This window comes from Ruegeria sp. CDSC079 (assembly GCF_059610505.1).
On record NZ_JBXWNT010000006.1, the window covers coordinates 114173 to 139393 of the forward strand.

Consider the following 25221-nt stretch of genomic DNA (forward strand, 5'->3'; position numbering starts at 1 on the left):
AGAGAACTGCCCCTTTATGACCAACGACCAACTTGAAGAAATTGTAACCGCCATCCCGATGCCCGCGCTGATGGTTGACCAGACGGAACGGATTATTGCGGTCAATACCGAAGCAAAGACGTTGTTGGGCCAGAATATCCTGCAGCGGCATTTCGCGACCATCCTCAGACAGCCGCAGGTTATCGAAGCGATTGAACAAAGCCTGCGCACGAAGGGAACGTCCAACACTCGGCACCTGTCCAATGACGGTGCCCAGGATACAACTTTCGAAGTTCAGTGCCGGTATATGAATGGGGTTGGTGCAGTATCCGGCGGTGCGTTGCTTGCTGTATTTCAGGACGTTACGCATGTTGAGCACGCAAATCAGATGCGACGTGATTTCGTCGCGAATGTCAGCCATGAATTGCGGACCCCACTGACGGCATTAATGGGCTTTATTGAAACCTTGCGCGGTCCGGCCCGAGATGACGAGGCTGCCCGGGATCGTTTTCTTCAGATCATGAACGACGAGGCAAATCGCATGAACCGGCTTGTCGGTGATCTTCTGTCTTTGAACCGCGTCGAAAGCGAAGAGCGGGTTCGCCCGAAAGAACAACTTGAGCTGACAGCACTTCTTAGATCGACCCTCAATTCTCTGCGCCCATTGGCAGATGGCGCGGATGTAGTGCTGAGCCTAGATGCGCCCGACGACAAAATAATGCTAGTTGGCGACAGCGACCAGTTGCTCCAAGTATTTACCAACCTGATCGAGAACGGAATTAAATACGGCGGCAGCGGTGGTCGGGTAGAAGTTCGCGTCAAATCTTCGGATCACGATACCGCCATGCGCGGTCCCGGCGTTCGCGTTCAGATCGTGGATAGGGGACCTGGAATCGACCCGAAGCATGTATCGCGTTTGACCGAACGATTCTATCGCGCGGACAGTCATAGGTCACGGCAACTGGGTGGAACCGGGTTAGGCCTTGCGATTGTAAAACATATTCTAAACCGCCATCGCGGCAGATTGCGGGTGGAAAGCGATCTTGGAAAAGGCACTGTTTTTACAGTGATTTTGCCGCGCTGATCGCTCGGATCAAACCAGTTGTCGGATCTGTTTTGTTTCTTTCACAGCATATGTCCCGTGGCGTATCGGCTGAAAATCCAAACGTGTCATGAAACCGTTACACACTTGTCACAAAAGGCTTACGCACGACTTTTAGAGGTTCGGCCAAGATCATCATGAGGATGATCCAGAAACATATTTCTCAAGGAGACTGAAATGTCCTTTGTAAAACTGTCGGCTTCGGTTCTGGCTATCGCTGCTGTTTCGGCCACTGCGGCCACCGCGCGTGATCAAGTTCAGGTTGCTGGTTCTTCCACCGTTCTGCCCTATGCTTCGATCGTTGCAGAAGCTTTTGGTGAAAACTTTGACTTCCAGACCCCGGTTGTTGAATCGGGCGGATCTTCGGCCGGCCTCAAGCGGTTCTGTGAAGGTGTTGGTGAAAACACCATCGACGTAGCGAACGCTTCGCGCCAGATCCGTGAAAAAGAGATCAAAGCCTGTGCCGAAAACGGTGTTACCGACATCATCGAAGTTCAGATCGGCTATGACGGCATCGTTTTCGCATCCGACATCAACGGCAACTCATTCGAGTTCACGCCGGAAGATTGGTACAAAGCGCTGTCCGCCCAGATCGTGGTTGATGGCCAGCTGGTCGACAATCCCAACAAGACCTGGGCCGACGTGAACCCTGCATTCCCAGCGCAGCCGATTGCAGCCTTCATCCCCGGCACCAAGCACGGAACGCGTGAAGTGTTCGAAGACAAGGTGATCCTGGCCGGTTGTGAGCATCTGGGTGACTTTGATGTCTACAAAGCTGCAAATGGCGACGACAAAAAAGCCGCTGAAAAAGCCTGTATAGCTTTGCGTACCGATGGCGTTTCGGTCGACATTGACGGCGACTATACCGAGACCCTGGCTCGTATCGACAGCAACAAAGACGGCATCGGCGTCTTTGGTCTGGCGTTCTACGAGAACAACACCGACAAGCTGCAGGTTGCGACCATGGCAGGCATCGTGCCTTCGACCGAATCCATAGCAACCGGCGAATACCCGGTATCGCGCCCGCTGTTTTTCTATGTGAAAAAAGCACATATCGGCGTTATCCCCGGGCTGAAAGAATATGCAGAGTTCTTCGTCGCTGACGAGGTTGCAGGCCCCGATGGTCCTCTGGCTGCATACGGTCTGGTATCAGACCCTGAGCTGGTCAAGGTTCAGGAAATCGTAGCCAGCGAAACCACTTTGGGCGGCGGTTCCTAAGCTTTCACACGACTGAACCGGGGCGGTGTCTACGCCCCGGTTTTCTTAAATCCACTCCTGCCGCTTGACGGAGTTCTCATGGCACTAACCTGGCTGCTGCTCATTTTGCTGGCGATTGCTGTTCTTGGCTATTTTGTGGGCCGGTCCCGCGCGATGGCCAGCGCGGACGGAAACCTGCGCAATCTGCACTCACTTCCATCCTATTACGGCTATAACGTTGCTTTGACGGCGCTGATACCGGGGTTCGTTTTGCTGGTCATCTGGTTGCTGGCGCAGCCCTTGATCGTTAGCAATTCTGCCTCGGGATTGCTCCCGGATTCGGCAATCCCCGAGGGGTCAACCCGCGGTTTGCTGATGAGTGAGGTGCGCCGAGTTGCCAACGGCCTGGACGGCGCGGTTGCCGCAGGCACCATGACCGAAGAATTTGCCCGCAGCGCGCATGAGGATTTTGCCGATGTGACAGCGCGACTGAAAGAGGCTGGCCAGATCATTACGCAAGAGGTAACCGCACCTATTCTGCTGGCGGCGCAGAAATATCGCTCGATGAGCGCAAGCGGAACCATTGCGATGCAGATCGCGGTTTTGGTTGTGACGCTGATCGGGGCCTCATTTGCCTATATCCGCACTCATAAAGAATTTCGCGCCCGAAATGTTGTCGAACAAGGCATTCTGGCGCTGCTGCTGCTGGCCGCTTCGATCGCAGTTCTGACCACAGTCGGCATCGTCCTGTCCATGTTTTTTGAAACGATGAATTTCTTCGAACTTCATTCGTGGAAAGACTTTTTCTTTGGAAGCACCTGGGCCCCGAACTTCCGGGGCGGAAGTGAACTGTCGATCCTCCCACTGCTGTGGGGGACTTTGTATATTTCTCTGATCGCTTTGCTGGTTGCGGTTCCGATTGGGCTGTACGCTGCGATCTATCTTTCCGAATACGCATCCGGCGCGGCACGGTCTGTGGCCAAGCCTTTGCTGGAAATCCTCGCCGGTATCCCAACCATCGTTTACGGTCTTTTCGCGCTGCTGACGGTCGGTCCGGCACTGGTATCTGTGTTCGGGCAGGGGGGAGCTTTGGGCGTTGGTTGGATGGCCAGTTCGAACGCTGTACTCACGGCGGGTCTGGTCATGGGCATCATGCTCATCCCATTCGTGTCGTCACTATCTGACGACATCATCAACGCGGTGCCCCAGTCGATGCGAGACGGATCGCTAGGCCTAGGCGCAACGCATTCCGAAACTGTCAGGCAAGTCGTCCTGCCGGCAGCTTTGCCCGGGATCGTGGGGGCAATCTTGTTGGCCGCCAGCCGCGCAATCGGTGAGACCATGATTGTCGTGATGGCCGCCGGTGCGATTGCCAAATTCTCGGGAAACCCTTTCGAAGCCATGACCACAATCACCACTAGGATCGTCAGCCAGCTGACCGGGGATACTGATTTCGCAAGCCCGGAGACTCTTGTGGCCTTTGCCCTGGGTCTGACCCTTTTCATCATCACGCTGGGGCTGAACATCTTCGCCCTCTATATCGTGCGCAAATACCGGGAGCAGTATGAATGACTGACATGTCCCAAAAACAAGACGCAGCACCTGCCGCTAAACACAAAGGGGCTTCGCTGTTCAATCAGGACACGCGAACCAAACGTCGCAATGCGGCCGAATCCCGGTTCAAAATGTACGGTATCGCGGCCATTGGTATCGGTCTTGTGATGTTGATTGTGTTGGTGACTAATATCGTCACCGCCGGTACGGGCGCTTTTCAGCAAAGCTTCCTAGAGCTGACGGTAGAGCTGAAGGCAGACAAGCTCGACAAAAAGGGCAACCGCGACATCGCAGATATTAGTAAAGTCTCGACCTTTGGATACGCGCCTTTGATCGCCTCAGCGCTGGAGGTTGAGGTGCAGAAACTGGGCATCCAGTCCGATCTGTCGCCCAAAGAGATGGGGCAAATCCTGTCCAAATCCGCACAGGCGGACCTGCGCAACTACGTCATTTCGAACCCGGATGAGATAGGTACGTCGGTCAGCTTCCGCTTTTTGGTGAACAGCCGCGTTGATGGCTATCTGAAGGGCCGTGTGACACGCCAGTCCATCGCAAATGACAAAAGCATCTCTGTCGCACAGCTGGACTTCGTGGATCAGTTGCGTGCTGCTGGTGTGCTGTACAAGGCGTTCAACCCTGACTTTATCTTCGGGGCGGACGCCTCCGATCAGCGGCCCGAGGCTGCCGGGATCGGAGTATCCATGCTGGGTTCTCTGTTCATGATGCTGGTCGTGTTGGCGCTGGCCCTACCGATCGGGGTTGCCGCCTCGATCTATCTGGAAGAATTCGCGCCTCAGAACCGGTTTACCGATATCATCGAGGTGAACATCTCGAATCTGGCGGCCGTTCCTTCGATTGTATTTGGTATTCTGGGCTTGGCCGTGTTCATCAATTATATGCATTTACCGACCTCTGCGCCGCTGGTTGGTGGTCTGGTTCTGACGCTGATGACGCTGCCAACAATTATCATTTCGACCCGAGCATCACTCAAGGCGGTGCCGCCGTCGATCCGGGACGCTGCGTTGGGGGTAGGGGCCTCGAAAATGCAGGCGGTGTTCCACCATGTGCTGCCGCTTGCGGCACCCGGCATCCTGACGGGCACCATCATTGGTCTGGCACAGGCGCTTGGCGAAACCGCTCCGCTGCTGCTGATCGGGATGGTGGGCTTTATCGCCTCGAACCCGCCCGACGGGATTGTCGAGGGCTTTCTGTCACCAAACTCGGCCATGCCCGCACAGATTTACGAGTGGTCCAAGCGCGCGGACCCGGCCTTTTACGAGCGCGCATGGGGGGGCATCATCATCCTGCTGCTTTTCCTTGTCACTATGAATGCAATCGCAGTCATCCTGCGCCGCCGCTTTGAACGCCGCTGGTAAATGGGGGCCATTATGAACGATATGACACGAGTGGAGAGAACCGTGGACGCCAAAGACATCAAGATCGCCGCGAACAAGGTTCAGGTTTATTACGGTGAAAATCACGCCATCAAAGACGTCGACGTCAGGATCGAAGACAAGACCGTCACCGCCTTTATCGGCCCCTCGGGTTGCGGAAAATCCACCTTCTTGCGCTGCCTGAACCGGATGAACGACACGATCGACATCTGCCGTGTCGAGGGCGATATCCTGCTGGATGGCGAAGATATCTATGACAAACGCGTCGACCCGGTTCAGCTGCGTGCCAAGGTTGGTATGGTGTTTCAGAAACCGAACCCGTTTCCCAAGTCGATCTATGACAATGTGGCCTACGGCCCGCGTATCCACGGGTTGGCCAGAAACAAAGCTGAACTGGACGAGATTGTTGAGAAATCACTGCGCCGCGGCGCCATCTGGGATGAGGTCAAAGACCGTCTTGATGCGCCTGGAACCGGCCTGTCCGGCGGTCAGCAACAGCGCTTGTGCATCGCCCGTGCGGTGGCTACGGAACCTGAGGTCCTGCTGATGGACGAGCCGTGCTCGGCCCTTGATCCGATTGCGACTGCGCAGGTCGAGGAACTGATCGACGAATTGCGGTCGCGATACTCGGTGGTGATCGTTACCCACTCGATGCAGCAGGCCGCTCGCGTCAGCCAGAAGACCGCGTTTTTCCATTTGGGCAACCTTGTCGAGTTTGGTGAAACCGGACAGATTTTCACCAACCCCGAAGATCCCCGCACCGAAAGCTACATCACCGGCCGTATCGGCTGAACATAGGTATTCAGAGATGACAGAACAACATATCGCATCCGCCTTCGACCGGGATCTGGAAGCCATTCAGGCGCATATCATGAAAATGGGAGGCCTCGTCGAAGCCGCAATCATGAGCGCGGCACGGTCGCTTGAATCGCGCGATGTCGAGCTCGCGCAAGAGGTGCGTCAGGGCGACAAGGCCATTGATGCGTTGGAAGAGCTGATCAACGAAGAAACGGCGCGTTTGATCGCGCTGCGTGCGCCAACAGCAAGCGATCTTCGTCTGGTCCTATCGGTATTGAAGGTTTCCGCCAACCTGGAACGCATCGGCGACTATTCAAAGAACATAGCCAAACGCACGACCGTTCTGGTCAATACCAGTGAGATCAATGGCAGTGCCGCCGCCTTGCGACGTATGGCACGTGAAGTCGAGCGGATGCTCAGGGACGCTTTGGACGCCTATGTCCAGCGCGACGCTGAGCTGGCGGCGGATGTCATCGAACGTGATGAGGAAGTCGACCAGATGTATAATGGTCTGTTCCGAGAATTCCTGACTTTCATGGCAGAAGACCCGCGCAACATCTCATCCTGTATGCACCTGCATTTCATCGCCAAAAATATAGAACGTATGGGCGATCATGTGACGGCGATTGCCGAGCAGGTCGTTTATCTGGTGACCGGAGAGCGCCCGACAGAAGCGCGTCCCAAAGCCGATTTTACATCGCAATCCGTCTAGGAGATTTGAGAATGTCCGCTGATCAACCGACCGTTCTGGTTGTCGAGGATGAGCCGGCTCAGCGCGAAGTTCTGGCCTACAATCTCGAGGCAGAAGGCTTTCGCGTTTCCAAAGCAGCCAATGGTGAAGAGGCCATGTTGCTGGTCGATGAAGACAGTCCGGACATTATCGTACTGGACTGGATGATGCCCAATCTCAGTGGGATCGAGGTTTGCCGCCGGCTGAAAACCCGCTCCGACACCCGGTCGATCCCAATTATCATGCTGTCGGCCCGGTCGGAAGAAATCGACAAAGTACGAGGTCTGGAAACCGGGGCTGATGACTATGTGGTCAAACCCTATTCGATTGTCGAGCTTATGGCCCGGGTACGCACCCAGTTGCGGCGTGTCCGGCCTGCGACTGTAGGAATTAGGCTGGAATTCGCAGACATCGTTTTGGATTCTGAAACTCATAAGGTCAGCCGCGACAGCAAACCACTAAAGCTTGGCCCAACCGAATTTCGCTTGCTGAGCACATTCATGGAAAAGCCGGGCCGCGTCTGGAGCCGAGAACAGCTATTGGATCGCGTCTGGGGGCGGGATATTTATGTCGATACGCGAACGGTCGACGTTCATATCGGCCGCTTACGCAAAGCACTAACGCAGTATGGTGGAGATGATCCGGTTCGCACTGTTCGCGGTGCGGGATACGCGCTGGGTTGAACGCGTGGGGCAGGTGGCTGCAAGCTATGAGTTTTACTCAAGGGTGGATGCGAAACTCTTACTGTTTTTTGACGGGCCGACGGGTTAGTTTGCCGCGAAGCTGACAAAGCGGAGACGCACCATGAATGCCCCTGACACCAAGCCGACATTACGCTCCAAAGATGCGCCTGACATGGGCCAGTTCGCCTGGGATGATCCGTTCCACCTGTCAGACCAGCTAGACGAAGACGAGCGTATGATTGCGGCCAGTGCGCAAGCCTATGCGCAGGAAAAGCTTCAGCCGCGGGTGACAGAAGCATTTCAGAACGAAGAAACTGACCCCGAGATTTTTCGTGAAATGGGTGAAATGGGTCTGCTGGGCACTACGATCCCGGAAGAATACGGCGGGCTAGGGGGCGGATATGTCTCTTACGGCCTTGTCGCCCGAGAAGTGGAACGCGTGGATTCGGGCTATCGCTCGATGATGTCTGTACAAAGCTCGTTGGTGATGTATCCGATCTATGCCTATGGCAGCGAGGAGCAGCGCCGGAAATACCTTCCGAAACTGGCCAGCGGCGAATGGATCGGATGTTTTGGTCTGACCGAACCTGATGCGGGCTCTGATCCGGCAGGTATGAAAACGCGTGCGGAAAAGATCGACGGTGGATATCGTCTATCTGGCAGCAAGATGTGGATATCGAACGCCCCGATTGCGGATGTGTTTGTCGTTTGGGCCAAATCTGATGCACATGACGGAAAGATCCGTGGCTTTGTCCTTGAAAAAGGCCTCAAAGGTTTGAGCGCGCCGAAAATCCAGAACAAGCTGAGCCTACGCGCCTCGATCACCGGTGAAATTGTGCTGGAGGGTGTCGAAGTCACCGAGGATGCTTTGTTGCCTCATGTTCAAGGCCTGAAAGGCCCGTTTGGATGTCTTAACCGCGCACGCTACGGAATCAGCTGGGGTGTTATGGGCGCTGCCGAAAGCTGTTGGCATGCGGCACGCCAATATGGGTTGGACCGGAAACAATTTGACAAGCCATTGGCGCAGACGCAGCTTTTCCAGCGCAAATTGGCGGATATGCAGACAGAAATTGCTCTGGGTCTTCAGGCAAGCCTGCGTGTCGGGCGACTGATGGACAAGGCCGAAGCCGCGCCCGAGATGATATCGATTATTAAGCGCAACAATTGCGGCAAAGCCCTGGATATTTCACGTCATGCGCGTGACATGCACGGCGGCAACGGCATTTCGTTAGAGTTTCAGGTCATCCGACATATGGTGAACCTAGAAACGGTCAACACCTACGAGGGGACGCATGATGTTCACGCGTTGATCCTGGGGCGTGCACAGACGGGATTGCAGGCGTTTTACTAAGTTTTCAGAATTCGTGTAATTGGTATTATGTTAAAATAATGTCAATGCGCTTGGGGAACTTTTCAAATCCTCACAATACCTTACGATCTGTTCCTGACACCTACCACATCATGAGGATCGAATGGAATTGAACGGAAAGATCGTTGTTGTGACCGGTGCCGCTGATGGCATCGGAAAAGGTTTGGCACAGCGATTTGCTCGTGAAGGTGCCACGGTTGTCTGCGCTGATATCAACAAAACCGGCGCAGACGCTGTCGCAAAAGAGATTGGCGGCCATTCATTCCATTGTGATGTTTCGCTTGAGGCTAATACAGCCGAGTTGATCGAAGCTGTAGAAAGCTCGGTTGGCCCTATCGATCTGTATTGTGCAAATGCCGGGATATTGACGATTGGTGGTTTGGAGGTTCCGGATGAAGACTGGGATCGCATCTGGAAAATCAACGTGATGTCACATGTTTGGACCGCGCGGCATCTGGTGCCCAGAATGCTGGAGCGTGGCGGAGGCTACATCATGACCACGGCGTCTGCTGCGGGATTGTTAAACCAGCCAGGTGCCGCGCCATACGGCGTCACAAAGCACGCAGCCGTTGGGTTTGCTGAATGGTTGTCGCTTACATACGGGCATAAAGGTTTGCGGGTCTCGGTTCTGTGCCCACAGGCCGTACGGTCCGATATGACGCGCGGGCACGAAACTTCCGTGGCTTCGATTGACGGAATGTTGGAACCTGAAGATGTTGCCAAGGCTTGCGTAGAGGCAATATCTTCTGAGCAATTTCTGGTACTGCCGCATCCACAGGTTCTGGACTACATTCGCCATAAATCCGGAGATTATGACAGGTGGATTTCAGGAATGCAGAAGTTAAATCAAATGTTTATTGAAGAGACTTAACTTTTGTTCTGAGGGCGCCTCATCAGGCCTTCCTGGGCGACTGATGCGACCAGAACGCCATCTTCGGAATAGATTGATCCACGGTTGAAGTTGCGCCCTCGCCCGCCCCATGGCGAATCCATGGAATACAGATGCCAATTCTCGAACTTGAGCGGCGCGTGAAACCAAATCGCATGGTCCAGGCTGGCGCCGTTCACTTCACCAGTAAACCAGCTTAGGCCGTGCGGGCGCATTCCCGAGCTCATGAGATACATATCTGAAGCATAGGCCAGCAACAGATGCTGCGTGACCGCATCGGCATTGGCCGCGGCGCCCATTCGGAACCAAATCTGGTTGCGGTCATCCGATTTCTCTGGGTTGAAAGGATCCAGATGGCCGACCTCGCGGACTTCGATCGGGCGCTCGCGTGTTAGTTCTCCGCGAAAGCTGGGCGGTACTTTGTCCAGATATTTCTTCTTGAGCTCTGATCGCGATGGGTAGGATTCGGGCGCTTCCATCTCAGGCATGTCGTGTTGATGATCCCAACCTTCGTCCTGAATGTGGAATGAGGCGGACATGTTTAAAATCTGCTTACCATGCTGAATTGCAACCACACGGCGCGTCGTGAACGAACCTCCGTCACGGGCCCTATCAACTTGATAAATTACGGGAATGCTTGGGTCGCCCGGGCGGATGAAATAGGCGTGCAGGGAATGACACAGGCGGTTGTCGACGGTGCGATATGCTGCGGCTAGTGCTTGTGCGATGACCTGACCGCCGAAAATTCGCATAGGTGTTTCGCCGCCCGACCCTGTTCCCCGAAACAGGTCTACTTCCAGTCTTTCAACGTCCAGAAGATCCAGAAGAACTTTCTCTGCTTCGGTCATATGCGGTACTCCGATTAATCTTGGCGAATGGGTATCAGCGCGCCGAATGTCATTCAATGATTGACCCGAGGGTGAGCGCCTTCAATTCTGCGCGGGAGGGATAAGAGCTGGATGGTGACAGTTGGGTGAAAAAGATCGCTGTAAAATCGTTCTGACGATCAACCCAAAAGAAGGTCGATGCCATACCACCCCAGCTGAAATCCCCCATGCTGCCCGGAACACAGGTTCTGCCGGGGTTAATGACGACAGCGCCACCAAGGCCAAAGCCCATGCCCTCCATGGGTTGTTCCGCAAAACTCTGCGGTCCCATCGAGGCAATATCGCCGGGTAAGTGGTTGTGAAGCATGAATTCTACAGTTTTTGGTGCAAGAATCTGTTGATCACCAAACCTTCCGCGATTTCGGAGCATCTCTGAAAATCTAGCAAAGTCATCAATGGTTGAAACCAACCCTCCGCCCCCAGAGCACATTGTTGCCGATTCAAAGGGCGATGCTTCGGCATTGTCGACCAGACGCAATGTCTGCTCACCCGTACGGGCTTCGTTTAGCGCCATCGCATTGCCCGCCAAAGGCGTATAGAGCGAGGCAAACCGATCCCCTGCTCCCGCCGGAACCCTGAACCCGGTCTGGGACATGCCAAGAGGTTTGAAAATCTCTTTCGCAAGGAATTGCTCCAGAGATTGGCCAGAAATAACTTCAATCACGCGACCAATAACGTCTATCCCTACCGAATATTCCCATCGCGTTCCCGGCTGAAAGGCGAAAGGCAAAGTGGACAGCAAAGATACTCTTTCGGCCAAAGACCCTTCTTTAGGGCCGAAAACAAGATCAAGTTCGTCCATTGCCGATGCCAGGATTCCGGGGTTGAAAGGATAGCTCAGGCCACTTGTATGGGTCAGCAGCTGATGAAGCGTTGGTGCAGGTGCAGGTTCGGTCTGATCCAACCTTGTGGCGCCGGGTACCAGCGCCTGTGTTGCGGTGAAATCAGATATATATTCAGACACTTGAGCGCCGAGGTGAACCTCACCGCGTTCAACAAGGATCATCAGGGCCGCAGTGGTTATCGGCTTGGTCATCGAATAGATGCGAACGAGGGTATCCCGCTCGAATGGCAGATTGTTCTCAACGCTTCTAAGCCCGCAGGAATGAAACAGAACCTCCCTGCCCTGATGCATCATCAAGAATGAGCTTCCGGCATATTTGCGATCATCCACATAGGATTGCATCCAATCGCAAATACGATCTAGCCGGGCTTGTTCGAACTTCATCTGTGTGTGCTCAACTTTGAGAAATTAACGTATCTTTCCCGGATATTGCGGGGTTAAGCGGAAAAAGGACAGCTAAATCACCTCAATCCAACGATGTCCCTGTACGCCAAAAGGGTTTTGCCTGCTAATGTGGTCGCAGATAGATTCGTGTCCGGTTCGACTCTCGCCTGATGGAGGAGAAATATGCCGCAACATATAGAATTTGTTTATGATTTTTGCAGTCCGAACGCCTTCCTCGCGCAGAAGATGATATCTGATATCGCTGCAAAGCACGAAGTCGGTGTTACATATGTTCCGGTTCTGCTGGCCACTGTTTTCAAAGCCACCAATAACCAAAGCCCGTTTAAGGCTTTTTCAGAGAACCGGCAGAAGACGGCCTATTTGACCCGCGATCTCCATCGCTTTGCGCGTCACCGTGGGTTGAGCTTTCATATGAGCCCACATTTCCCGATGAACACCAAATTCGCCATGCGCGGGGCTTTGTTAGCATCCGGTAAATCATGGGAAAACAGATATATAGCGTCCATATTTGATGCTATTTGGGTGCACGGCCAAAAAGTGGATGATCTGGGTGTCCTTTGCGACATTCTTCAGGATAACGGCTTGCCTATACGAAAACTGCGCGAGGCCATGACCAATCTGAACGTAAAGCAAAACCTGAAAAACCAAACCAAGGCTATGGTCAAGCGGGGTGTTTTCGGTGTCCCCAGCATGTTTGTAGACACTGAGATGTTCTTTGGCAAAAACAGCCTGGCCAACCTTGAGCTTGAATTGTCGAGATTTCATGCGCCCTAGGCGGTTTCATCCTCAGCCCAATGCAGTCAGCCCTCGTTGTGCAAACTTAGGAACGTAACTACCAAAAATCTGAGCTCTTTTCGGATCAGAGGCGTTTCCGTCAAGCGCCCGCTTATAAACACCCTGCAAGATCGCGGCCATTCGGAAGAAATTGAACGCCAGATAGAACCCAAAGTTATCAATTCCGGGCAGGTCGCGGCGCTCGCAGTATTGATCAATGAAAGCCTGATCGGATGGCAGGCCGAGCGAGGACCGGTCTATGCCAGCCAGACCCCGCCCCTCTTTTCCAGGTGGCATCTGCCATTGCATGATAACGGCTGCGAGATCGGCAAAGGGATGCCCGATTGTCGACAATTCCCAATCCAGTACGCCCAGACAGCGGGTGCCCTGCTTTTCGAACATCAGATTGTCGATGCGGTAATCGCCGTGAACCAGCGTTCTCTGACCATCATCCTTGGGGGTTGCGTTGGTCAAAGCCTCGATCAAGGCATCCATATCCGGAATCTGAATGGTTTCGGACGCCCGAAATTGTTTCGTCCACCGCCCGATCTGACGCTCAAAATAGCTTCCCGGCGGGCCATAGTCGGACAGGCCATTAGAATCGATATCGACCTTATGCAGCGCCGCTAGAACGCGGTTCATCTCGTCGATAATTGCCGTGCGGGTTTCGGTTCCTTCGCCAAGCATCGTGGGTTCAAGAAACGTCCTGCCGTCGAGATGCTCCATCACATAAAACGCCGACCCGATGACGTCATCATCCTCGCAAAGCAGCAGCATTTTGGGTACAGGCACATCGCTTTCGGCCAGAGCACTTTGAACCCTGAACTCGCGGTCAACGGCATGGGCGGATTTCAGCAACACTCCCGGCGGCTTGCGGCGCAGGACATAGGAATTCTCAGGCGTTTTTAACTCAAAAGTTGGGTTTGATTGGCCAACCTCGAATTTTTTCGCCTCCAACGGACCCCGATACCCTTTGAGATGCGTGTCGAGATAGGCATCGACGCGTTTCAGATCCAGAATTGCGCTGTCCATTTTGTGGCTCCCTTTGGCCGATGCTTCAGAGTGCTTCAGCAAAGATGTTGCCGGCGGTGACAACATTGATTCCGCCCGAAACCGGGATCACCGCGCCGGTGACATAGCTGCCGCCCAGACCGCACAGGAACAGCATACAGCCTGCGATATCCTCGTCACGTCCAACGCGACCCAAGGGCACGGATTTGCCGACTTTCTTGCGCGTCCCTTCGTCAGATGTGGCAAATGCCGTCATCCGAGAGACAAAGGGTCCAGGCGCCAGCGCATTGATGGTGATGTGATGCGGAGCAAGTTCTTTGGCCATGATTTTGGTCAGATGCAGCACAGCAGCCTTTGAGGCAGAGTAGCTATACGCACCGTCGCCCATAGGAACTTCGCCCATAACCGATCCAACATTGACGATACGGGATGGATCTTCGGCAGTCCCGGAAGACATCAGAATCGGCAACAGTTTTTGGGTCAGTTCGAATATTCCTGTCACATTGATCGACATGACTTTTTCCCAGGCTTCGTAGGGAAACTGACCCATCGGTGCGCCCCAGGAAACACCGGCATTGTTCATGAGGATCTCCAGCCGGTCCGTGCGCTTGAGCACTTCGGCCACCAGATTGTCGACACCCTCTTTTGATCCGACATCACCGGCAAACCCTTCGGCGGTTCCTGTGGCGCCCAGTGCGTTCAATTCGGCCGCGACCGCCTCGCACGCGTCGCCTTTACGAGACGCCAACAGTACACGTGCACCCGCCCGGACCAGCGCCTCGGCCGCCATTCGGCCAATTCCGGTGGCCCCACCCGTGACCAGAGCGGTTTTGCCCTGCAATGAGAAAAGAATTTCGGGGGTCATGACCTGCTCCTCGGTTTTTGATTTTGGCAAACTGTCTCATTTGTCGGTCAAGGGTAACGCCTAACCCGGTTGTGCCGCGTGGTTTCTTGACAACTCAGAACAGTACGCCAAAAGTTCCTCCTTACCGAATAACAGGGACATTAGCGTAAACATGCAAGCCTTACTCAGCGTCGCTCCGGGCGGGCCGGAGACATTGGAACTGACCACCCTGCCCGATCCGTCGCCGGGCATGGGCGAATTGCTTGTTCGCGTGCGGGCCGCAGGCGTTAATTTCCCGGATACACTGATGATACGCGACCTGTATCAGATAAAGCCACCAAGACCGTTTGCCCCCGGAGGTGAGATCGCTGGCGAGGTTATCGGGTTGGGCGAAGGTGTTTCGGGCTTTAACGTTGGCGACCGTGTGCTGGCCCTGACTGGACACGGAGGTTTTGCCACACATCTGGCGGTCAAAGCGGCGACAGCTGTTAAATTCCCGAGCTCAATGCCATTTGAGGACGCGGCGAGCTTTATCTTCACCTATGGCACCTCATATCACGCCCTGAAGGACCGCGCTGCGCTGCAACAAGGGGAAACGGTCCTGATTCTGGGTGCAGCGGGCGGAGTTGGTACGGCTGCGATTGAGCTAGCCAATGCCATGGGGGCTCGGGTTATTGCGGCAGTCTCATCGCAGGACAAAGCAGATTTCTGTCGTCAGATCGGGGCGGACGAAACGATCATTTACGCGCGCGACATGGACAAACAGGCGCAAAAGGCCTTTGGATCGGACATCAAGGCCTTAGCCGGTAGTCAGGGCGTTGATGTCGTCTACGATGCCGTTGGCGGTACCTATTCAGAGCCAGCGCTGCGCAGCTTGGGGTGGAAGGGGCGATTCCTGGTCGTCGGTTTCCCAGCCGGAATCCCTCAGATACCATTGAACCTCCCTCTGCTTAAGGGTTGTCAAATTGTCGGTGTTTTCTGGGGCGCCTCGGTGTTTCGCGACCCGAAAGGACATGGCAAAAACATGGAAGATTTGTTCGGGTTATACGCCAAAGGGCAGATCAAACCACAGATCAGTGCGCAATTCCCTCTGGATCAAGCCCAAAAGGCGCTAGACCTTCTGGCCAGCCGAAAGGCCCTTGGGAAAATTGTCGTGACCATGGCATAGCCAGCCAATATCTGAAACTTCAGCCTCGTGTCCTATAGGCCGCGGTTCTGACGCATGATCCAGGTTCGGTGGACATCTCTACCTGTTCACGTTTAAGAACCTTGTTATGGGGACAGTATAACAATGCATAAAGCTCTTATTCTGAATGGTCCGAACCTCAATCTGCTGGGCACGCGACAGCCCGAGGTTTACGGAAGTACTACGCTGCAAATGGTCGAGGATATGTGCCTCGAACACGGTAAGTCTATCGGGATCGAAGTGACTCATTTCCAATCCAACCACGAAGGCGCGTTGATTGATGCCATTCATGCCGCCAAAGGTGTGCAGGACGGCATTGTTTTGAACGCAGGTGCCTATACGCACAGCTCGATTGCCCTGATGGACGCAATCGCATCGGTTGAGCTGCCGGTCATCGAGGTTCATTTGTCCAATATCCACGCGCGTGAGGAGTTTCGACACCGATCCTATATCTCACGTGTTGCTGTAGGCATGATTTGCGGATTGGGTCCGCAGGGATATGTGCTGGCGCTGGATGCGTTGCGGTCCCATTTACAGGGTGAATGATCGCTATGAAGCTTTCTGAGTATCTGAATTTCCTCAGCTATACCAAAACCCTGGAAGAGCTCTGGGATGCCCATTGCCGGCAAATGGCAGAATATGGGTTCGATCGTTTGCTGTACGGATATACGCGATATCGCACCGAAACGTCGCTGGGGGATCCCGAGGATTTTGTAATCCTGACCAATCACAGCAAAGATTACCTGGATGGGTTTCTGGGAGGCGGGTTGTATTTCCATGCTCCAATGCTGAAATGGGCTTTGCATAATGAAGGGGCCGCAAGCTGGAGGATCGCCCAGGATCTGATGACTGATGGCACCCTGACCGCAAAAGAGCGAGACGTCATCGAGTTCAACAAAACCAAAGGTGTCGTCGCCGGCTATACGGTCAGTTTCGACTCGGTTTCGGTTCGGTCAAAAGGGGCAATTTCGCTTTCAGCGCATGGATCGCGTACACAAGACGATGTGGATGCTGTCTGGGAGGAATTTGGCCAGGATATTCTTCTGATGAACAACGTTGCTCATCTGAAAATCCTCACCCTGCCCTATAACGCACCAAATCGTGCCCTGACAAAACGTCAGCGTGAGGCGCTTGAGTGGGTCGGCGACGGCAAAACAACTCAGGACATTGCGATTCTGATGGGGCTGACTTCGGCCACTGTCGAAAAGCATCTGCGTCTGGCGCGCGAGGCCCTCGTGGTCGAGACAACGGCGCAGGCAGTTTTGAAAGCATCTCTTCAAAATCAGATGTTCATCGTTGGGGTTTGACTCAGGGAGTGACGCGAATATGCGTCAATTTACCTAGGGTAAGGAAAACATGACTTTCCGAATCTAACGCTAAAGTTGCAAAGTGGTATTGTTCCGTGAGTGGTGGCTTTAGCCTGGGAACATTTGGTCGGATCTTTGCAATAACAAAGCTCTCCGATCGCTCTGACAATAGGGCGCCTATTTGTCCGCGTCTCTTTGTCGGAATTTTGGGGGGCCTCGTCCATCCCCATCTTTGCGGGGCCCCTCATTTAAACTAGGTTTAACTTGTGGACGCTTTCGGCGTCCTTTTTCGTTTCTTGGCATCATTTCTACACTAAGGGCAAAGAAAAACCGGATACGCATGGCGTACCCGGTTTCTCAGATTGATACAGGCCCTGTTCAGGGCCTGTGATGCTTAGCCCTGAACTGCTTTTGCAACTTCAGCGGCAAAGTCTTCTTTTTCGACAACGATGCCTTCGCCAACTTCCAGACGCACGAATCCGGTGACGGTCGCGCCTGCTTCTTTGGCAGCGGCCTCAACGGTCAGGTCAGGGTTTACAACGAACTGCTGGTTCAACAGGGTCGATTCAGCGACGAACTTCTTCATGCGACCAACGATCATCTTTTCGATGACCTGCTCCGGCTTGCCGGATTCGCGCGCGATGTCCATCTGGACCTGCTTTTCTTTCTCGACGATCGCCGGGTCCATGTCTGCCTCGGACAGAGCTGCCGGGTTCACAGCCGCGATATGCATCGCAATCTGCTTGCCGATGGCTTCGTCACCGCCGGTCAGAGCGACCAGAACGCCGATCTTGCCCATGCCGTTAGTGGCTGCGTTATGGACGTAAGATACAACAGTGTCGCCCGACAGTTTGGACATACGGCGCACCGACATGTTCTCACCGATGGTGGCGATCTTGTCGGTCAGCGTTTCCGCAACGGTTTTGCCACCCAGATCAGCTGCCAGCAGAGCTTCGACATTGTCGACGCCTTCTGCGGCATATGCGATTTTACCAACCATTTCCTGGAATTCGGCGTTTTTCCCGACGAAGTCGGTTTCCGAGTTCACTTCAACTGCAACACCATTGTTGCCGTTTACGTGAACGGCAACCAGACCTTCCGCCGCGGTACGACCCGATTTCTTGGCCGCTTTGGCCAAGCCTTTGGTGCGCAGCCAATCAACGGCTTCGTCCATGTTGCCGCCGGTTTCGGTCAGCGCTTTTTTCGCGTCCATCATGCCTGCGCCAGTGGTGTCGCGCAGTTCTTTTACCATTGCTGCTGTGATTGCCATCTTTTGGCTCTCCTCAATTCAAACGGAATTGGGGCAGGTCATACCCTGCCCCAGATGTCATTTACGTGACGGGCAGCTTACGCTTCGGCAGGTGTTTCTGCTGCTGCGGGTGCTTCTTCCGCAACGACTTCTTCAACCGGTGCTTCTTCGAATGCGCCAAGATCAACGCCTGCTGCACCCATCTGAGCGGTCATGCCGTCCAGAGCGGCACGTGCTGCCAGATCGCAGTACAGCGAGATCGCGCGGGCTGCGTCATCGTTGCCAGGGATGATGTAATCGACACCATCGGGCGAGCAGTTGGTGTCGACAACTGCCACGACCGGGATACCCAGCTTGTTGGCTTCGGCGATGGCCAGTGCTTCTTTTTTGACGTCGATGACGAACAGCAGGTCCGGGACGCCGCCCATTTCGCGGATACCGCCCAACGAAGCCTGCAGTTTGCCCTGGTCACGTTCCATGCCCAGACGCTCTTTCTTGGTCAGGCCTTCGGCGCCCGATTCCATGGCTTCGTCAATCTGGTTCAGACGGTTGATCGACTGGGAAACGGTTTTCCAGTTGGTCAGCGTGCCGCCCAGCCAACGGTGGTTCATGTAGTACTGGGCTGACTTTTCAGCTGCTTCGGCGATTGGGCCTGCGGCCTGACGCTTGGTGCCTACGAACAGAATGCGGCCGCCCTTGGCAACAGTGTCACGAACAGCCTGCAGAGCCTGGTCCAGCATCGGAACGGTCTGGGTCAGGTCCATGATGTGGATGCCATTGCGCGAGCCGTAGATAAACGGGCCCATGCGGGGATTCCAACGCTGTGTCTGGTGACCAAAGTGAACGCCAGCTTCCAACAACTGACGCATGGAGAACTCGGGAAGAGCCATGCTTTATTTCCTTTTTCCGGTTTACGCCTCGGCGGGGGTGAAAGAAGCGGATGCTCCAACCGGCGGGCCAGATAAGGATGTCTCCCCTATAAAGCCCAAACCCCGCCTGCGGGTTTGAATGGCGCGCGTATACGGCAGGTTTTCAGGCAGTGCAAGGGCCAATCGCCCTATTTTTCAAGCCGCGCAAGGCTGTGCGCCTGACGCACGGTATCTTCGCAATAGGCGGCCAGGGCCTTTCGGTTCTCAAAGTCGCTGACCTTGGCTGGCGAATGATAAATTAGCTCTACGCCACCTTGGCGACGTGCTCCCAAAGTCTTTAACAGATGCGGTGCAAAATCCATGTCACCCCACCAGCCATAAAACCGGTCAGGCTCACCCTTAGGTGCATGGTAAACGACCGACACCGGTTGAACATACATGAAATCGCGTAGATCTTCGGTGAAGAATGCCGCAAAAAGTGTTGTTTTAAATGGTAAAATCCGTAGACCGTCGGTCGACGTACCCTCTGGAAAAAACAGCAGCTTGTGACCGGCTGTCAGGCGCTCCTGAAACAGAAGTGTCTGTTCGCGTGCCTTCTTGCGGTCGCGCTCGATGAAAACAGTACCTGTCGCTCGCGCCAGCCAGCCTATACCGGGCCATTTGGCTACCTCGGCCTTCGAGACAAAATAGATTCTTTTACGGGCATTCAGCGCAAAAATATCAAGCCACGAGGAATGGTTCGCAACAACCGCACCACGCTGGGTCATAAGCTCGCCGGTTGTACGGTAGCTAATCCCGAGAATCCGGAACGCATTACGGCATACGAACTGCGTGATGAAGGGCGTGACCGGACGGTGAACCCCATAGAGCGGGCGCTCGATCATGCGAAGGATCAGCAGGACAATCAGCCCGCTGAATACAAATACAGCAAGTGGTAAACCCCGAAGGAAGACCAATAGCCATCCGCAGACCCCCAGATTGATTGGGTCAGGTGCGTCTTCACTGTGCCATGAGGCGTCACTCATCACGTTACGCTCCACCATAGATGCGCCGTTGTCGCTCATTCATCCGCGCCGTGTCGAGGATAAGGCAAACATCGGTGGTATTGAACATATGGTCGATAAAGGCACCCTCGCCCACAAACCCGCCGAGACGCAGGTATGCTTTTATCAGTGCTGGAACCTGCACCATCGCTGCGCGCCGATCCAGTTTATCGCTATCCAGCATATCCATGGGCTGGAACACTTCGGGCTGAGCCCGAACCCGAAGGTCCGGAGGCGCAAGGTGATTGTGATGTAACATGGACAAAGGCTGAGCCAGAGCTTGAGGATCGGTGCCGTGGAAACTGGCGACGCCGAACAAGACCTCGATCTCGCGCTCGGCAACATAGGCGGCCAACCCGTTCCACAGGTGATACATTGCTGTGCCGCCGCGATAATCGGGATGTAGACATGAACGTCCCAACTCCAACAGCTTGCGTCCGCCTTGTTTCAAGATGGAAAGATCGTATTCATCTTCGGAATAGAACTGTCCGATTTCAGAAGCACGATCACCTGGTAACAGCCTGTAAACGCCAACAACTTTGCCAGATTGATCGTCAACCGCCAACATGTGATCGAAATAGGGATCGAACCTGTCACGCTCCAGCCCGGCATCGTGGTCGACCATTTCCCCACCGCCGCCCAGTTCACGTATGAACACGTCATAGCGTAACCGCTGTGCAGCCCGCAATTCGGTGTCATTTTCGGCGAGTTTGACGGTGAAAGAAGGGCCTGCGTCCGGCATCAGAGGTTCCGTATTGTTTCCGCGCTGATACCGCAGGTTTCAGGGGAATGGCAACATAGAGCGCTTCGATCAAACGTTAACCTTTCTTAAACCAGTTTCACGGATCAAAGACCGGCATCAGGGCGATGCGTGTCCCGTCGATTACCACTTTTCCCTGCTCGCGGAAGTTTACGGTGATCTTACCTGCGATGTTGGATTGTACCTGTCCAATGCCCCAATCGGGGAAATCGGGGTGGCGGACATACATGCCCGGTGCGAGAATGGCATTCAGATCTGTCATCAAGGGGCTCCGGTCCGGCGGCAGGTACAGCAGGAGGTACGCATGAGCGACTTGGACGTCAACCTGGCCGAACTGATCGGCTCGCGGATCTGCCACGATCTGATCAGCCCGATCGGGGCGATCACCAACGGCTTGGAGCTGCTTGAAATGGTTGGCGCGGTGCAAGGCCCCGAGATGGAACTGATCGCGGGAAGTGTCGGCAGCGCCGGCGCACGCATCCGCTTTTTCAGGGTCGCTTTTGGGTCGGCCAGCGATCATCCCCTTGGGCGGGCCGAGGTTTTAGAGCTGTTGAATGATGTCGAACGCGCAGGTCGTGTTCGCGTCAACTGGAACCTGACCGAAGCGGTACCGCGTAATCAGGTGAAACTGGCCTTTCTGGCGTTGATGTGCTGCGAAAGCGCGATGCCATTTGGCGGGGATGTAACGATCGTAAACGATGGGAAGAACTGGTCTGTGACAGGGACCGCGGACAAAATGAAGCTGGAAGCCGAGCTATGGAAGAACCTGCCCAGCGGACGGTTTACCAACAAGGTCACCCCGGCGCAGGTTCAATTTGCGCTGCTGCCTGAATCCGCATCGTCGATGGGACGGCGGGTCGCGACCGATACGGCCTCAACTCGCGTCGAAATCCGGTTCTAAGACCGAACAGTCCCTGAACCGCGCACCAGATACTGAAAACTGGTCAGTTGAGCCGCACCTACGGGGCCGCGCGCGTGCATCTTTCCGGTGGCGATGCCAATCTCGGCCCCCATGCCAAACTCACCGCCATCGGCGAATTGGGTTGAGGCGTTATGCATCAGGATCGCGCTATCAAGCCGTTCAAAGAACCGGGCAGCTGCAGCGGGATCCTCGGTCATGATGCAATCGGTATGGTTCGACCCAAACCTGCGGATATGAGCAATGGCGGCGTCGATATCAGTCACCGGCTTGGCCGCGATGATACTATCCAGAAACTCTTTGCCCCAATCATCAGAAGTGGCCGCGATAGTGCCATCAACGGCCAAAGTACCTTCGGCGTGCACTTCGACACCTGCGGCCATCAGCGCCGATATGACATCCCGTCCCAGCGTTTCAGCGATATCCTGATGGATCAGCAGACATTCGGCAGCACCGCAGATTCCGGTACGACGGGTTTTGGCGTTCAAAACCACCTCCAGCGTCTTTTGGGGGTCAGCGGCCTTGTCGATATAGATATGCACAATGCCTTCCAGATGGGCAAATACCGGGACCCGGGCCTCGCGCTGGACTAGCCCGACCAGCCCTTTGCCCCCACGGGGAACGATTACGTCGACATAATCGGTCATGGTCAGCAGTTCCTGAACCGCCGCCCGGTCGCGGGTTGGGATAAGCTGAACGGCATCCTCGGGCAGGTTCGCCGATTTCAAGCCCTGAACCAAACAGGCATGGATGGCTGTCGAGGAATGGAAACCCTCTGATCCGCCACGCAGGATGACCGCGTTCCCGGATTTCAGGCACAACGCTCCCGCATCCGCCGTAACATTTGGGCGGCTCTCATAAATCACGCCGATAACCCCCAAAGGTGTCCGCACACGCTGGATGTTCAACCCCGAGGGCATGTCCCATTCGGTCAGAACCTCACCAACAGGATCGGCCTGCTCTGCAACGGCGCGCAGCCCGTCGACCATGCCCTGAATGCGGGTCTCATCCAGCATCAGGCGATCCATCATCGCCGGGCTCAACCCTTTGTCGCGCCCGAATTCCATATCTTTCTTATTGGCCGCAATGATCTGTTCACGATTGGCCCAAACAGCCTCGGCGGCCCCAATCAGGGCAGCATGTTTACGCTCGGCGCTTGCAAATGCCAGCTCGGCAGCGGCGGCCTTGGCGCGTTTCCCAAGATCGGTCATCAGGTCGGGGATGCTGTCGAAATCCTTCATCTCAGGTGCCTTTCAGTCAATTTGTCAAACAGCCAGATCATCGCGGTGGATCAACACCGCGCGGCCAGGATAGCCTAGAGTGGCTTCTATCTCGGTCGATTTGCGCCCCTTGATAGCGTCTGCTTCTTGCGCGGTATAGCGGCTGAGCCCCTGCGCAAGCCGTCGCGCCTGTGGGTCCATGATCGAAACAGGATCACCGCGCCCGAAATCTCCGGACACTTCGACTATTCCTGCTGGCAACAGGCTTTTGCCATTGCTCAGCGCCTGCGCAGCCCCCGCGTCTACAACGATCTCACCCCGGGGTTTCATCGCTGAAATCCAGCGTTTGCGTGCGGCATGCGGATCAACAGTCGCGATGAACCATGTGCAGTTTGCGCCGTTTTCAAGCGTTTTCAACGGGTTCAGAGGGGAACCTTCGGTGATCGCCATGTCGCAACCAGCAGCCGTGGCCATTTTTCCCGCCAACAGTTTGGTCTTCATCCCGCCCTTTGATAGGCCGGAACCGGCATCACCCGCCATCGCCTCAATCTCGGGCGTGATGTCTTCGATGACGTCATACCGCCTGGCCGAGGCATCCTCATTTGGATTGGCCGAATAGAACCCATCAACATCTGACAGCAGGATCAGCTGATCCGCACCAACTGTGACGGCGATCTGAGCGGCCAGACGATCATTGTCGCCATATCGTATCTCATCCGTTGCCACTGTATCGTTTTCGTTGACAATCGGAACGACTCCAAGCCCCAGCAGCGTTTCCAAGGTGGCGCGTGAATTCAGATAGCGGCGACGATCCGCGCTATCCTCCAGCGTGACGAGCACTTGTGCAGTGGTAATGTTGTGAGGCGTCAGCGCTTCTTCATAGGCGCGGGCCAGCCGGATTTGCCCGACAGCGGCGGCGGCTTGAGACTGTTCCAACGGAAGCGTGGCCAGGGGCAGACCCAAAACGCCACGCCCCAATGCGATTGACCCCGATGAGACCAGAATGACGTCGGTCCCCTGCCCCTTTAGCCATGCGACGTCCTGAGCAAGCGAATGTAACCAATCAGATCGCAGCAACCCTGTGTTCCGATCCACCAGCAAGGCGGATCCGATCTTGACCACGAGGCGTTTGGCTGCGGTCAGGGTTGCCAAGGCAGTTCCTCCTCGGCGGGTTTCTGGCGCACGCGGTCATCGTCTATCCGACCGCGCAAAGCCCGCAGGACGTCGGTTACACCCAGATGCGCCACACCAGACATTGCCATTACGGAGCCTCCGACGGCCTCTTCAAGCTCGGTCTTGGCCAGTTCGCGTTCCTCGTCATCCAGGGCGTCGACCTTGTTCAAGACGGTGATGCGAGGCTTATCGGCCAACTCACCACCATAGGCTTCAAGCTCGTGAATGATCGTGCGATAGTCTTCGGCCACACTTTCCGAGGTGCCATCAACTAAATGCAGCAATACCGCGCAGCGTTCGACATGGCCCAGAAAGCGGTCTCCGATCCCGCGTCCTTCATGTGCGCCCTCGATCAGACCGGGGATGTCGGCCACCACGAATTCCACATTGTCGACACCCACCACGCCCAAATTGGGGTGCAAGGTGGTAAAGGGGTAATCGGCAATTTTGGGGCGTGCGTTCGATGTCGCAGCAAGAAAGGTCGATTTCCCGGCATTAGGCATCCCCAACAGGCCGACATCTGCAATCAGTTTCAAGCGCAGCCAGATCGTGCGGTCGATACCTGCCTGACCCGGATTAGCCCGACGAGGAGCCTGGTTGGTGGCCGATTTGAAGTGCAGGTTGCCAAAACCGCCATTGCCGCCCTTGGCCAGCAGGACCCTTTGGCCCACCTCTGTCAGATCGCAGATGACTGTTTCTTCGTCTTCGTCCAGGATCTCAGTGCCGACCGGGACGCGCAGAATGATGTCATCACCATCTTTTCCGGTGCGCTGCTGCCCCCGGCCAGGCTGACCGTTCTTGGCAAAGAAATGCTGCTGGTAGCGAAAGTCGATCAGGGTATTCAACCCATCCACAACTTCGACCCAGACAGAGCCACCTTTACCGCCGTCCCCGCCATCGGGACCGCCGTATTCAATATACTTTTCGCGCCGAAAACTGACGCAGCCGCCACCGCCGGCCCCGGACCGGATGTAGACCTTTGCAAGATCGAGAAATTTCATGACTGTCCCCTACTGCAAAGGCCCCACCGGCCAC

The 25221-nt window shown here is 55.1% G+C and carries 26 protein-coding genes; 14 read left to right on the plus strand and 12 right to left on the minus strand.

Annotated features, from left to right (window positions below):
- Nucleotides 1–16: 16 nt before the first annotated feature.
- The 9 genes from AC2FIC_RS12905 (at nucleotide 17) to AC2FIC_RS12945 (ending at nucleotide 9677) form a co-directional block, all read left to right on the plus strand.
- Nucleotides 17–1063, plus strand: coding sequence for a sensor histidine kinase (locus AC2FIC_RS12905; RefSeq protein WP_496691232.1), 1047 nt, complete (start codon nucleotides 17–19; stop codon nucleotides 1061–1063).
- Nucleotides 1064–1258: 195 nt separating this feature from the next.
- On the plus strand, nucleotides 1259–2299 hold the full coding sequence (locus AC2FIC_RS12910) for a substrate-binding domain-containing protein (protein WP_142633790.1): 1041 nt from the start codon (nucleotides 1259–1261) through the stop codon (nucleotides 2297–2299).
- Between the two features lie 78 nt (nucleotides 2300–2377).
- Nucleotides 2378–3850: a phosphate ABC transporter permease subunit PstC gene (pstC, locus tag AC2FIC_RS12915; RefSeq protein WP_271947131.1), complete on the plus strand. Its 1473-nt coding sequence runs from the start codon at nucleotides 2378–2380 to the stop codon at nucleotides 3848–3850.
- Nucleotides 3847–5208 carry a phosphate ABC transporter permease PstA gene (pstA, locus tag AC2FIC_RS12920; protein ID WP_271947130.1) on the plus strand — a complete coding sequence of 454 codons (1362 nt, stop codon included), beginning with the start codon at nucleotides 3847–3849 and terminating at the stop codon, nucleotides 5206–5208. The genes pstC and pstA overlap by 4 nt, the downstream gene beginning before the upstream one ends.
- Before the next feature lie 12 nt (nucleotides 5209–5220).
- The gene (pstB, locus tag AC2FIC_RS12925; RefSeq protein WP_142633794.1) at nucleotides 5221–6018 is read left to right on the plus strand and encodes a phosphate ABC transporter ATP-binding protein PstB; all 798 of its coding nucleotides are present in this window, start codon (nucleotides 5221–5223) and stop codon (nucleotides 6016–6018) included.
- Nucleotides 6019–6034: 16 nt separating this feature from the next.
- On the plus strand, nucleotides 6035–6736 hold the full coding sequence (gene phoU / locus AC2FIC_RS12930; protein WP_271947126.1) for a phosphate signaling complex protein PhoU: 702 nt from the start codon (nucleotides 6035–6037) through the stop codon (nucleotides 6734–6736).
- 11 nt (nucleotides 6737–6747) lie between these two features.
- On the plus strand, nucleotides 6748–7437 hold the full coding sequence (gene phoB / locus AC2FIC_RS12935; RefSeq protein WP_142633798.1) for a phosphate regulon transcriptional regulator PhoB: 690 nt from the start codon (nucleotides 6748–6750) through the stop codon (nucleotides 7435–7437).
- A 121-nt stretch (nucleotides 7438–7558) separates the two neighbouring features.
- Nucleotides 7559–8788 carry an acyl-CoA dehydrogenase gene (locus tag AC2FIC_RS12940; RefSeq protein ID WP_496691233.1) on the plus strand — a complete coding sequence of 410 codons (1230 nt, stop codon included), beginning with the start codon at nucleotides 7559–7561 and terminating at the stop codon, nucleotides 8786–8788.
- Between the two features lie 121 nt (nucleotides 8789–8909).
- A complete protein-coding gene (locus AC2FIC_RS12945; protein WP_496691234.1) occupies nucleotides 8910–9677 on the plus strand; it encodes an SDR family oxidoreductase in 768 nt (255 codons plus the stop codon).
- Here AC2FIC_RS12945 and AC2FIC_RS12950 read toward each other — a convergent pair.
- Together AC2FIC_RS12950 and AC2FIC_RS12955 are read right to left on the minus strand one after the other, a co-directional pair.
- On the minus strand, nucleotides 9674–10543 hold the full coding sequence (locus tag AC2FIC_RS12950) for an acyl-CoA thioesterase (protein ID WP_282021248.1): 870 nt from the start codon (nucleotides 10541–10543) through the stop codon (nucleotides 9674–9676). The two genes, AC2FIC_RS12945 and AC2FIC_RS12950, sit on opposite strands and share 4 nt — an antisense overlap.
- Nucleotides 10544–10592: 49 nt before the next feature.
- Complete coding sequence (locus tag AC2FIC_RS12955; RefSeq protein ID WP_496691235.1) at nucleotides 10593–11810, minus strand: serine hydrolase domain-containing protein; 1218 nt, start codon at nucleotides 11808–11810, stop codon at nucleotides 10593–10595.
- A 183-nt stretch (nucleotides 11811–11993) separates the two neighbouring features.
- On the opposite strand from AC2FIC_RS12955, the gene AC2FIC_RS12960 reads away from it, so the two are divergent.
- On the plus strand, nucleotides 11994–12605 hold the full coding sequence (locus tag AC2FIC_RS12960) for a 2-hydroxychromene-2-carboxylate isomerase (RefSeq protein WP_496691236.1): 612 nt from the start codon (nucleotides 11994–11996) through the stop codon (nucleotides 12603–12605).
- Between the two features lie 12 nt (nucleotides 12606–12617).
- On the opposite strand, the gene AC2FIC_RS12965 is transcribed toward AC2FIC_RS12960, so the two are convergent.
- Nucleotides 12618–13637 carry a phosphotransferase family protein gene (locus tag AC2FIC_RS12965; RefSeq protein ID WP_496691237.1) on the minus strand — a complete coding sequence of 340 codons (1020 nt, stop codon included), beginning with the start codon at nucleotides 13635–13637 and terminating at the stop codon, nucleotides 12618–12620.
- 25 nt (nucleotides 13638–13662) lie between these two features.
- Nucleotides 13663–14481, minus strand: coding sequence for an SDR family NAD(P)-dependent oxidoreductase (locus tag AC2FIC_RS12970; protein WP_496691238.1), 819 nt, complete (start codon nucleotides 14479–14481; stop codon nucleotides 13663–13665).
- Nucleotides 14482–14632: 151 nt separating this feature from the next.
- Here AC2FIC_RS12970 and AC2FIC_RS12975 point away from each other — a divergent pair, with 151 nt between their 5' ends.
- From AC2FIC_RS12975 to AC2FIC_RS12985, 3 genes are all read left to right on the plus strand, one after another.
- Entirely contained in the window at nucleotides 14633–15628 is a 996-nt protein-coding gene (locus AC2FIC_RS12975; RefSeq protein WP_496691239.1) for an NADPH:quinone oxidoreductase family protein, read from the plus strand.
- Between the two features lie 123 nt (nucleotides 15629–15751).
- Nucleotides 15752–16192, plus strand: coding sequence for a type II 3-dehydroquinate dehydratase (gene aroQ, locus AC2FIC_RS12980; RefSeq protein WP_496691240.1), 441 nt, complete (start codon nucleotides 15752–15754; stop codon nucleotides 16190–16192).
- Nucleotides 16193–16197: 5 nt separating this feature from the next.
- Nucleotides 16198–16953: a LuxR family transcriptional regulator gene (locus AC2FIC_RS12985; RefSeq protein ID WP_142633818.1), complete on the plus strand. Its 756-nt coding sequence runs from the start codon at nucleotides 16198–16200 to the stop codon at nucleotides 16951–16953.
- 394 nt (nucleotides 16954–17347) lie between these two features.
- Here AC2FIC_RS12985 and tsf read toward each other — a convergent pair whose 3' ends face one another.
- From tsf to AC2FIC_RS13010, 5 genes are all read right to left on the minus strand, one after another.
- Nucleotides 17348–18223, minus strand: a complete 876-nt coding sequence (tsf, locus tag AC2FIC_RS12990; RefSeq protein ID WP_142633819.1) for a translation elongation factor Ts — start codon at nucleotides 18221–18223, stop codon at nucleotides 17348–17350.
- 77 nt (nucleotides 18224–18300) lie between these two features.
- Nucleotides 18301–19092 (minus strand): 30S ribosomal protein S2, encoded by a 792-nt coding sequence (gene rpsB / locus AC2FIC_RS12995; RefSeq protein ID WP_142633821.1) that lies wholly within the window; start codon nucleotides 19090–19092, stop codon nucleotides 18301–18303.
- 167 nt (nucleotides 19093–19259) lie between these two features.
- Entirely contained in the window at nucleotides 19260–20096 is an 837-nt protein-coding gene (gene olsA, locus AC2FIC_RS13000; RefSeq protein WP_271948058.1) for a lyso-ornithine lipid O-acyltransferase, read from the minus strand.
- A 4-nt stretch (nucleotides 20097–20100) separates the two neighbouring features.
- Complete coding sequence (gene olsB, locus AC2FIC_RS13005) at nucleotides 20101–20856, minus strand: L-ornithine N(alpha)-acyltransferase (RefSeq protein WP_496688091.1); 756 nt, start codon at nucleotides 20854–20856, stop codon at nucleotides 20101–20103.
- 97 nt (nucleotides 20857–20953) lie between these two features.
- Nucleotides 20954–21136, minus strand: coding sequence for a DUF3553 domain-containing protein (locus AC2FIC_RS13010; RefSeq protein WP_271947102.1), 183 nt, complete (start codon nucleotides 21134–21136; stop codon nucleotides 20954–20956).
- A 42-nt stretch (nucleotides 21137–21178) separates the two neighbouring features.
- Here AC2FIC_RS13010 and AC2FIC_RS13015 point away from each other — a divergent pair, with 42 nt between their 5' ends.
- Nucleotides 21179–21775 (plus strand): histidine phosphotransferase family protein, encoded by a 597-nt coding sequence (locus AC2FIC_RS13015; protein WP_496691241.1) that lies wholly within the window; start codon nucleotides 21179–21181, stop codon nucleotides 21773–21775.
- Here AC2FIC_RS13015 and AC2FIC_RS13020 read toward each other — a convergent pair.
- From AC2FIC_RS13020 to obgE, 3 genes are read right to left on the minus strand one after another with little or no spacing between them, the layout of a single operon-like run.
- Nucleotides 21772–23034: a glutamate-5-semialdehyde dehydrogenase gene (locus AC2FIC_RS13020; protein ID WP_496691242.1), complete on the minus strand. Its 1263-nt coding sequence runs from the start codon at nucleotides 23032–23034 to the stop codon at nucleotides 21772–21774. The genes AC2FIC_RS13015 and AC2FIC_RS13020 overlap by 4 nt on opposite strands.
- Nucleotides 23035–23058: 24 nt before the next feature.
- Entirely contained in the window at nucleotides 23059–24165 is a 1107-nt protein-coding gene (proB, locus tag AC2FIC_RS13025; RefSeq protein WP_496691243.1) for a glutamate 5-kinase, read from the minus strand.
- Nucleotides 24153–25187 (minus strand): GTPase ObgE, encoded by a 1035-nt coding sequence (obgE, locus tag AC2FIC_RS13030; protein ID WP_496691244.1) that lies wholly within the window; start codon nucleotides 25185–25187, stop codon nucleotides 24153–24155. The genes proB and obgE overlap by 13 nt, the downstream gene beginning before the upstream one ends.
- Between the last annotated feature and the right edge of the window lie 34 nt (nucleotides 25188–25221).

Excerpts from the sequence above, each read along its gene's own strand:
- AC2FIC_RS12905 (WP_496691232.1), top strand. The coding sequence starts at position 17 with ATGACCAACGACCAACTTGAAGAAATTGTAACCGCCATCCCGATGCCC.
- AC2FIC_RS12910 (WP_142633790.1), top strand. The coding sequence starts at position 1,259 with ATGTCCTTTGTAAAACTGTCGGCTTCGGTTCTGGCTATCGCTGCTGTT.
- pstC (WP_271947131.1), top strand. The coding sequence starts at position 2,378 with ATGGCACTAACCTGGCTGCTGCTCATTTTGCTGGCGATTGCTGTTCTT.
- pstA (WP_271947130.1), top strand. The coding sequence starts at position 3,847 with ATGACTGACATGTCCCAAAAACAAGACGCAGCACCTGCCGCTAAACAC.
- pstB (WP_142633794.1), top strand. The coding sequence starts at position 5,221 with ATGAACGATATGACACGAGTGGAGAGAACCGTGGACGCCAAAGACATC.
- phoU (WP_271947126.1), top strand. The coding sequence starts at position 6,035 with ATGACAGAACAACATATCGCATCCGCCTTCGACCGGGATCTGGAAGCC.
- phoB (WP_142633798.1), top strand. The coding sequence starts at position 6,748 with ATGTCCGCTGATCAACCGACCGTTCTGGTTGTCGAGGATGAGCCGGCT.
- AC2FIC_RS12940 (WP_496691233.1), top strand. The coding sequence starts at position 7,559 with ATGAATGCCCCTGACACCAAGCCGACATTACGCTCCAAAGATGCGCCT.
- AC2FIC_RS12945 (WP_496691234.1), top strand. The coding sequence starts at position 8,910 with ATGGAATTGAACGGAAAGATCGTTGTTGTGACCGGTGCCGCTGATGGC.
- AC2FIC_RS12950 (WP_282021248.1), bottom strand. The coding sequence starts at position 10,543 with ATGACCGAAGCAGAGAAAGTTCTTCTGGATCTTCTGGACGTTGAAAGA.
- AC2FIC_RS12955 (WP_496691235.1), bottom strand. The coding sequence starts at position 11,810 with ATGAAGTTCGAACAAGCCCGGCTAGATCGTATTTGCGATTGGATGCAA.
- AC2FIC_RS12960 (WP_496691236.1), top strand. The coding sequence starts at position 11,994 with ATGCCGCAACATATAGAATTTGTTTATGATTTTTGCAGTCCGAACGCC.
- AC2FIC_RS12965 (WP_496691237.1), bottom strand. The coding sequence starts at position 13,637 with ATGGACAGCGCAATTCTGGATCTGAAACGCGTCGATGCCTATCTCGAC.
- AC2FIC_RS12970 (WP_496691238.1), bottom strand. The coding sequence starts at position 14,481 with ATGACCCCCGAAATTCTTTTCTCATTGCAGGGCAAAACCGCTCTGGTC.
- AC2FIC_RS12975 (WP_496691239.1), top strand. The coding sequence starts at position 14,633 with ATGCAAGCCTTACTCAGCGTCGCTCCGGGCGGGCCGGAGACATTGGAA.
- aroQ (WP_496691240.1), top strand. The coding sequence starts at position 15,752 with ATGCATAAAGCTCTTATTCTGAATGGTCCGAACCTCAATCTGCTGGGC.
- AC2FIC_RS12985 (WP_142633818.1), top strand. The coding sequence starts at position 16,198 with ATGAAGCTTTCTGAGTATCTGAATTTCCTCAGCTATACCAAAACCCTG.
- tsf (WP_142633819.1), bottom strand. The coding sequence starts at position 18,223 with ATGGCAATCACAGCAGCAATGGTAAAAGAACTGCGCGACACCACTGGC.
- rpsB (WP_142633821.1), bottom strand. The coding sequence starts at position 19,092 with ATGGCTCTTCCCGAGTTCTCCATGCGTCAGTTGTTGGAAGCTGGCGTT.
- olsA (WP_271948058.1), bottom strand. The coding sequence starts at position 20,096 with ATGAGTGACGCCTCATGGCACAGTGAAGACGCACCTGACCCAATCAAT.
- olsB (WP_496688091.1), bottom strand. The coding sequence starts at position 20,856 with ATGCCGGACGCAGGCCCTTCTTTCACCGTCAAACTCGCCGAAAATGAC.
- AC2FIC_RS13010 (WP_271947102.1), bottom strand. The coding sequence starts at position 21,136 with ATGACAGATCTGAATGCCATTCTCGCACCGGGCATGTATGTCCGCCAC.
- AC2FIC_RS13015 (WP_496691241.1), top strand. The coding sequence starts at position 21,179 with ATGAGCGACTTGGACGTCAACCTGGCCGAACTGATCGGCTCGCGGATC.
- AC2FIC_RS13020 (WP_496691242.1), bottom strand. The coding sequence starts at position 23,034 with ATGAAGGATTTCGACAGCATCCCCGACCTGATGACCGATCTTGGGAAA.
- obgE (WP_496691244.1), bottom strand. The coding sequence starts at position 25,187 with ATGAAATTTCTCGATCTTGCAAAGGTCTACATCCGGTCCGGGGCCGGC.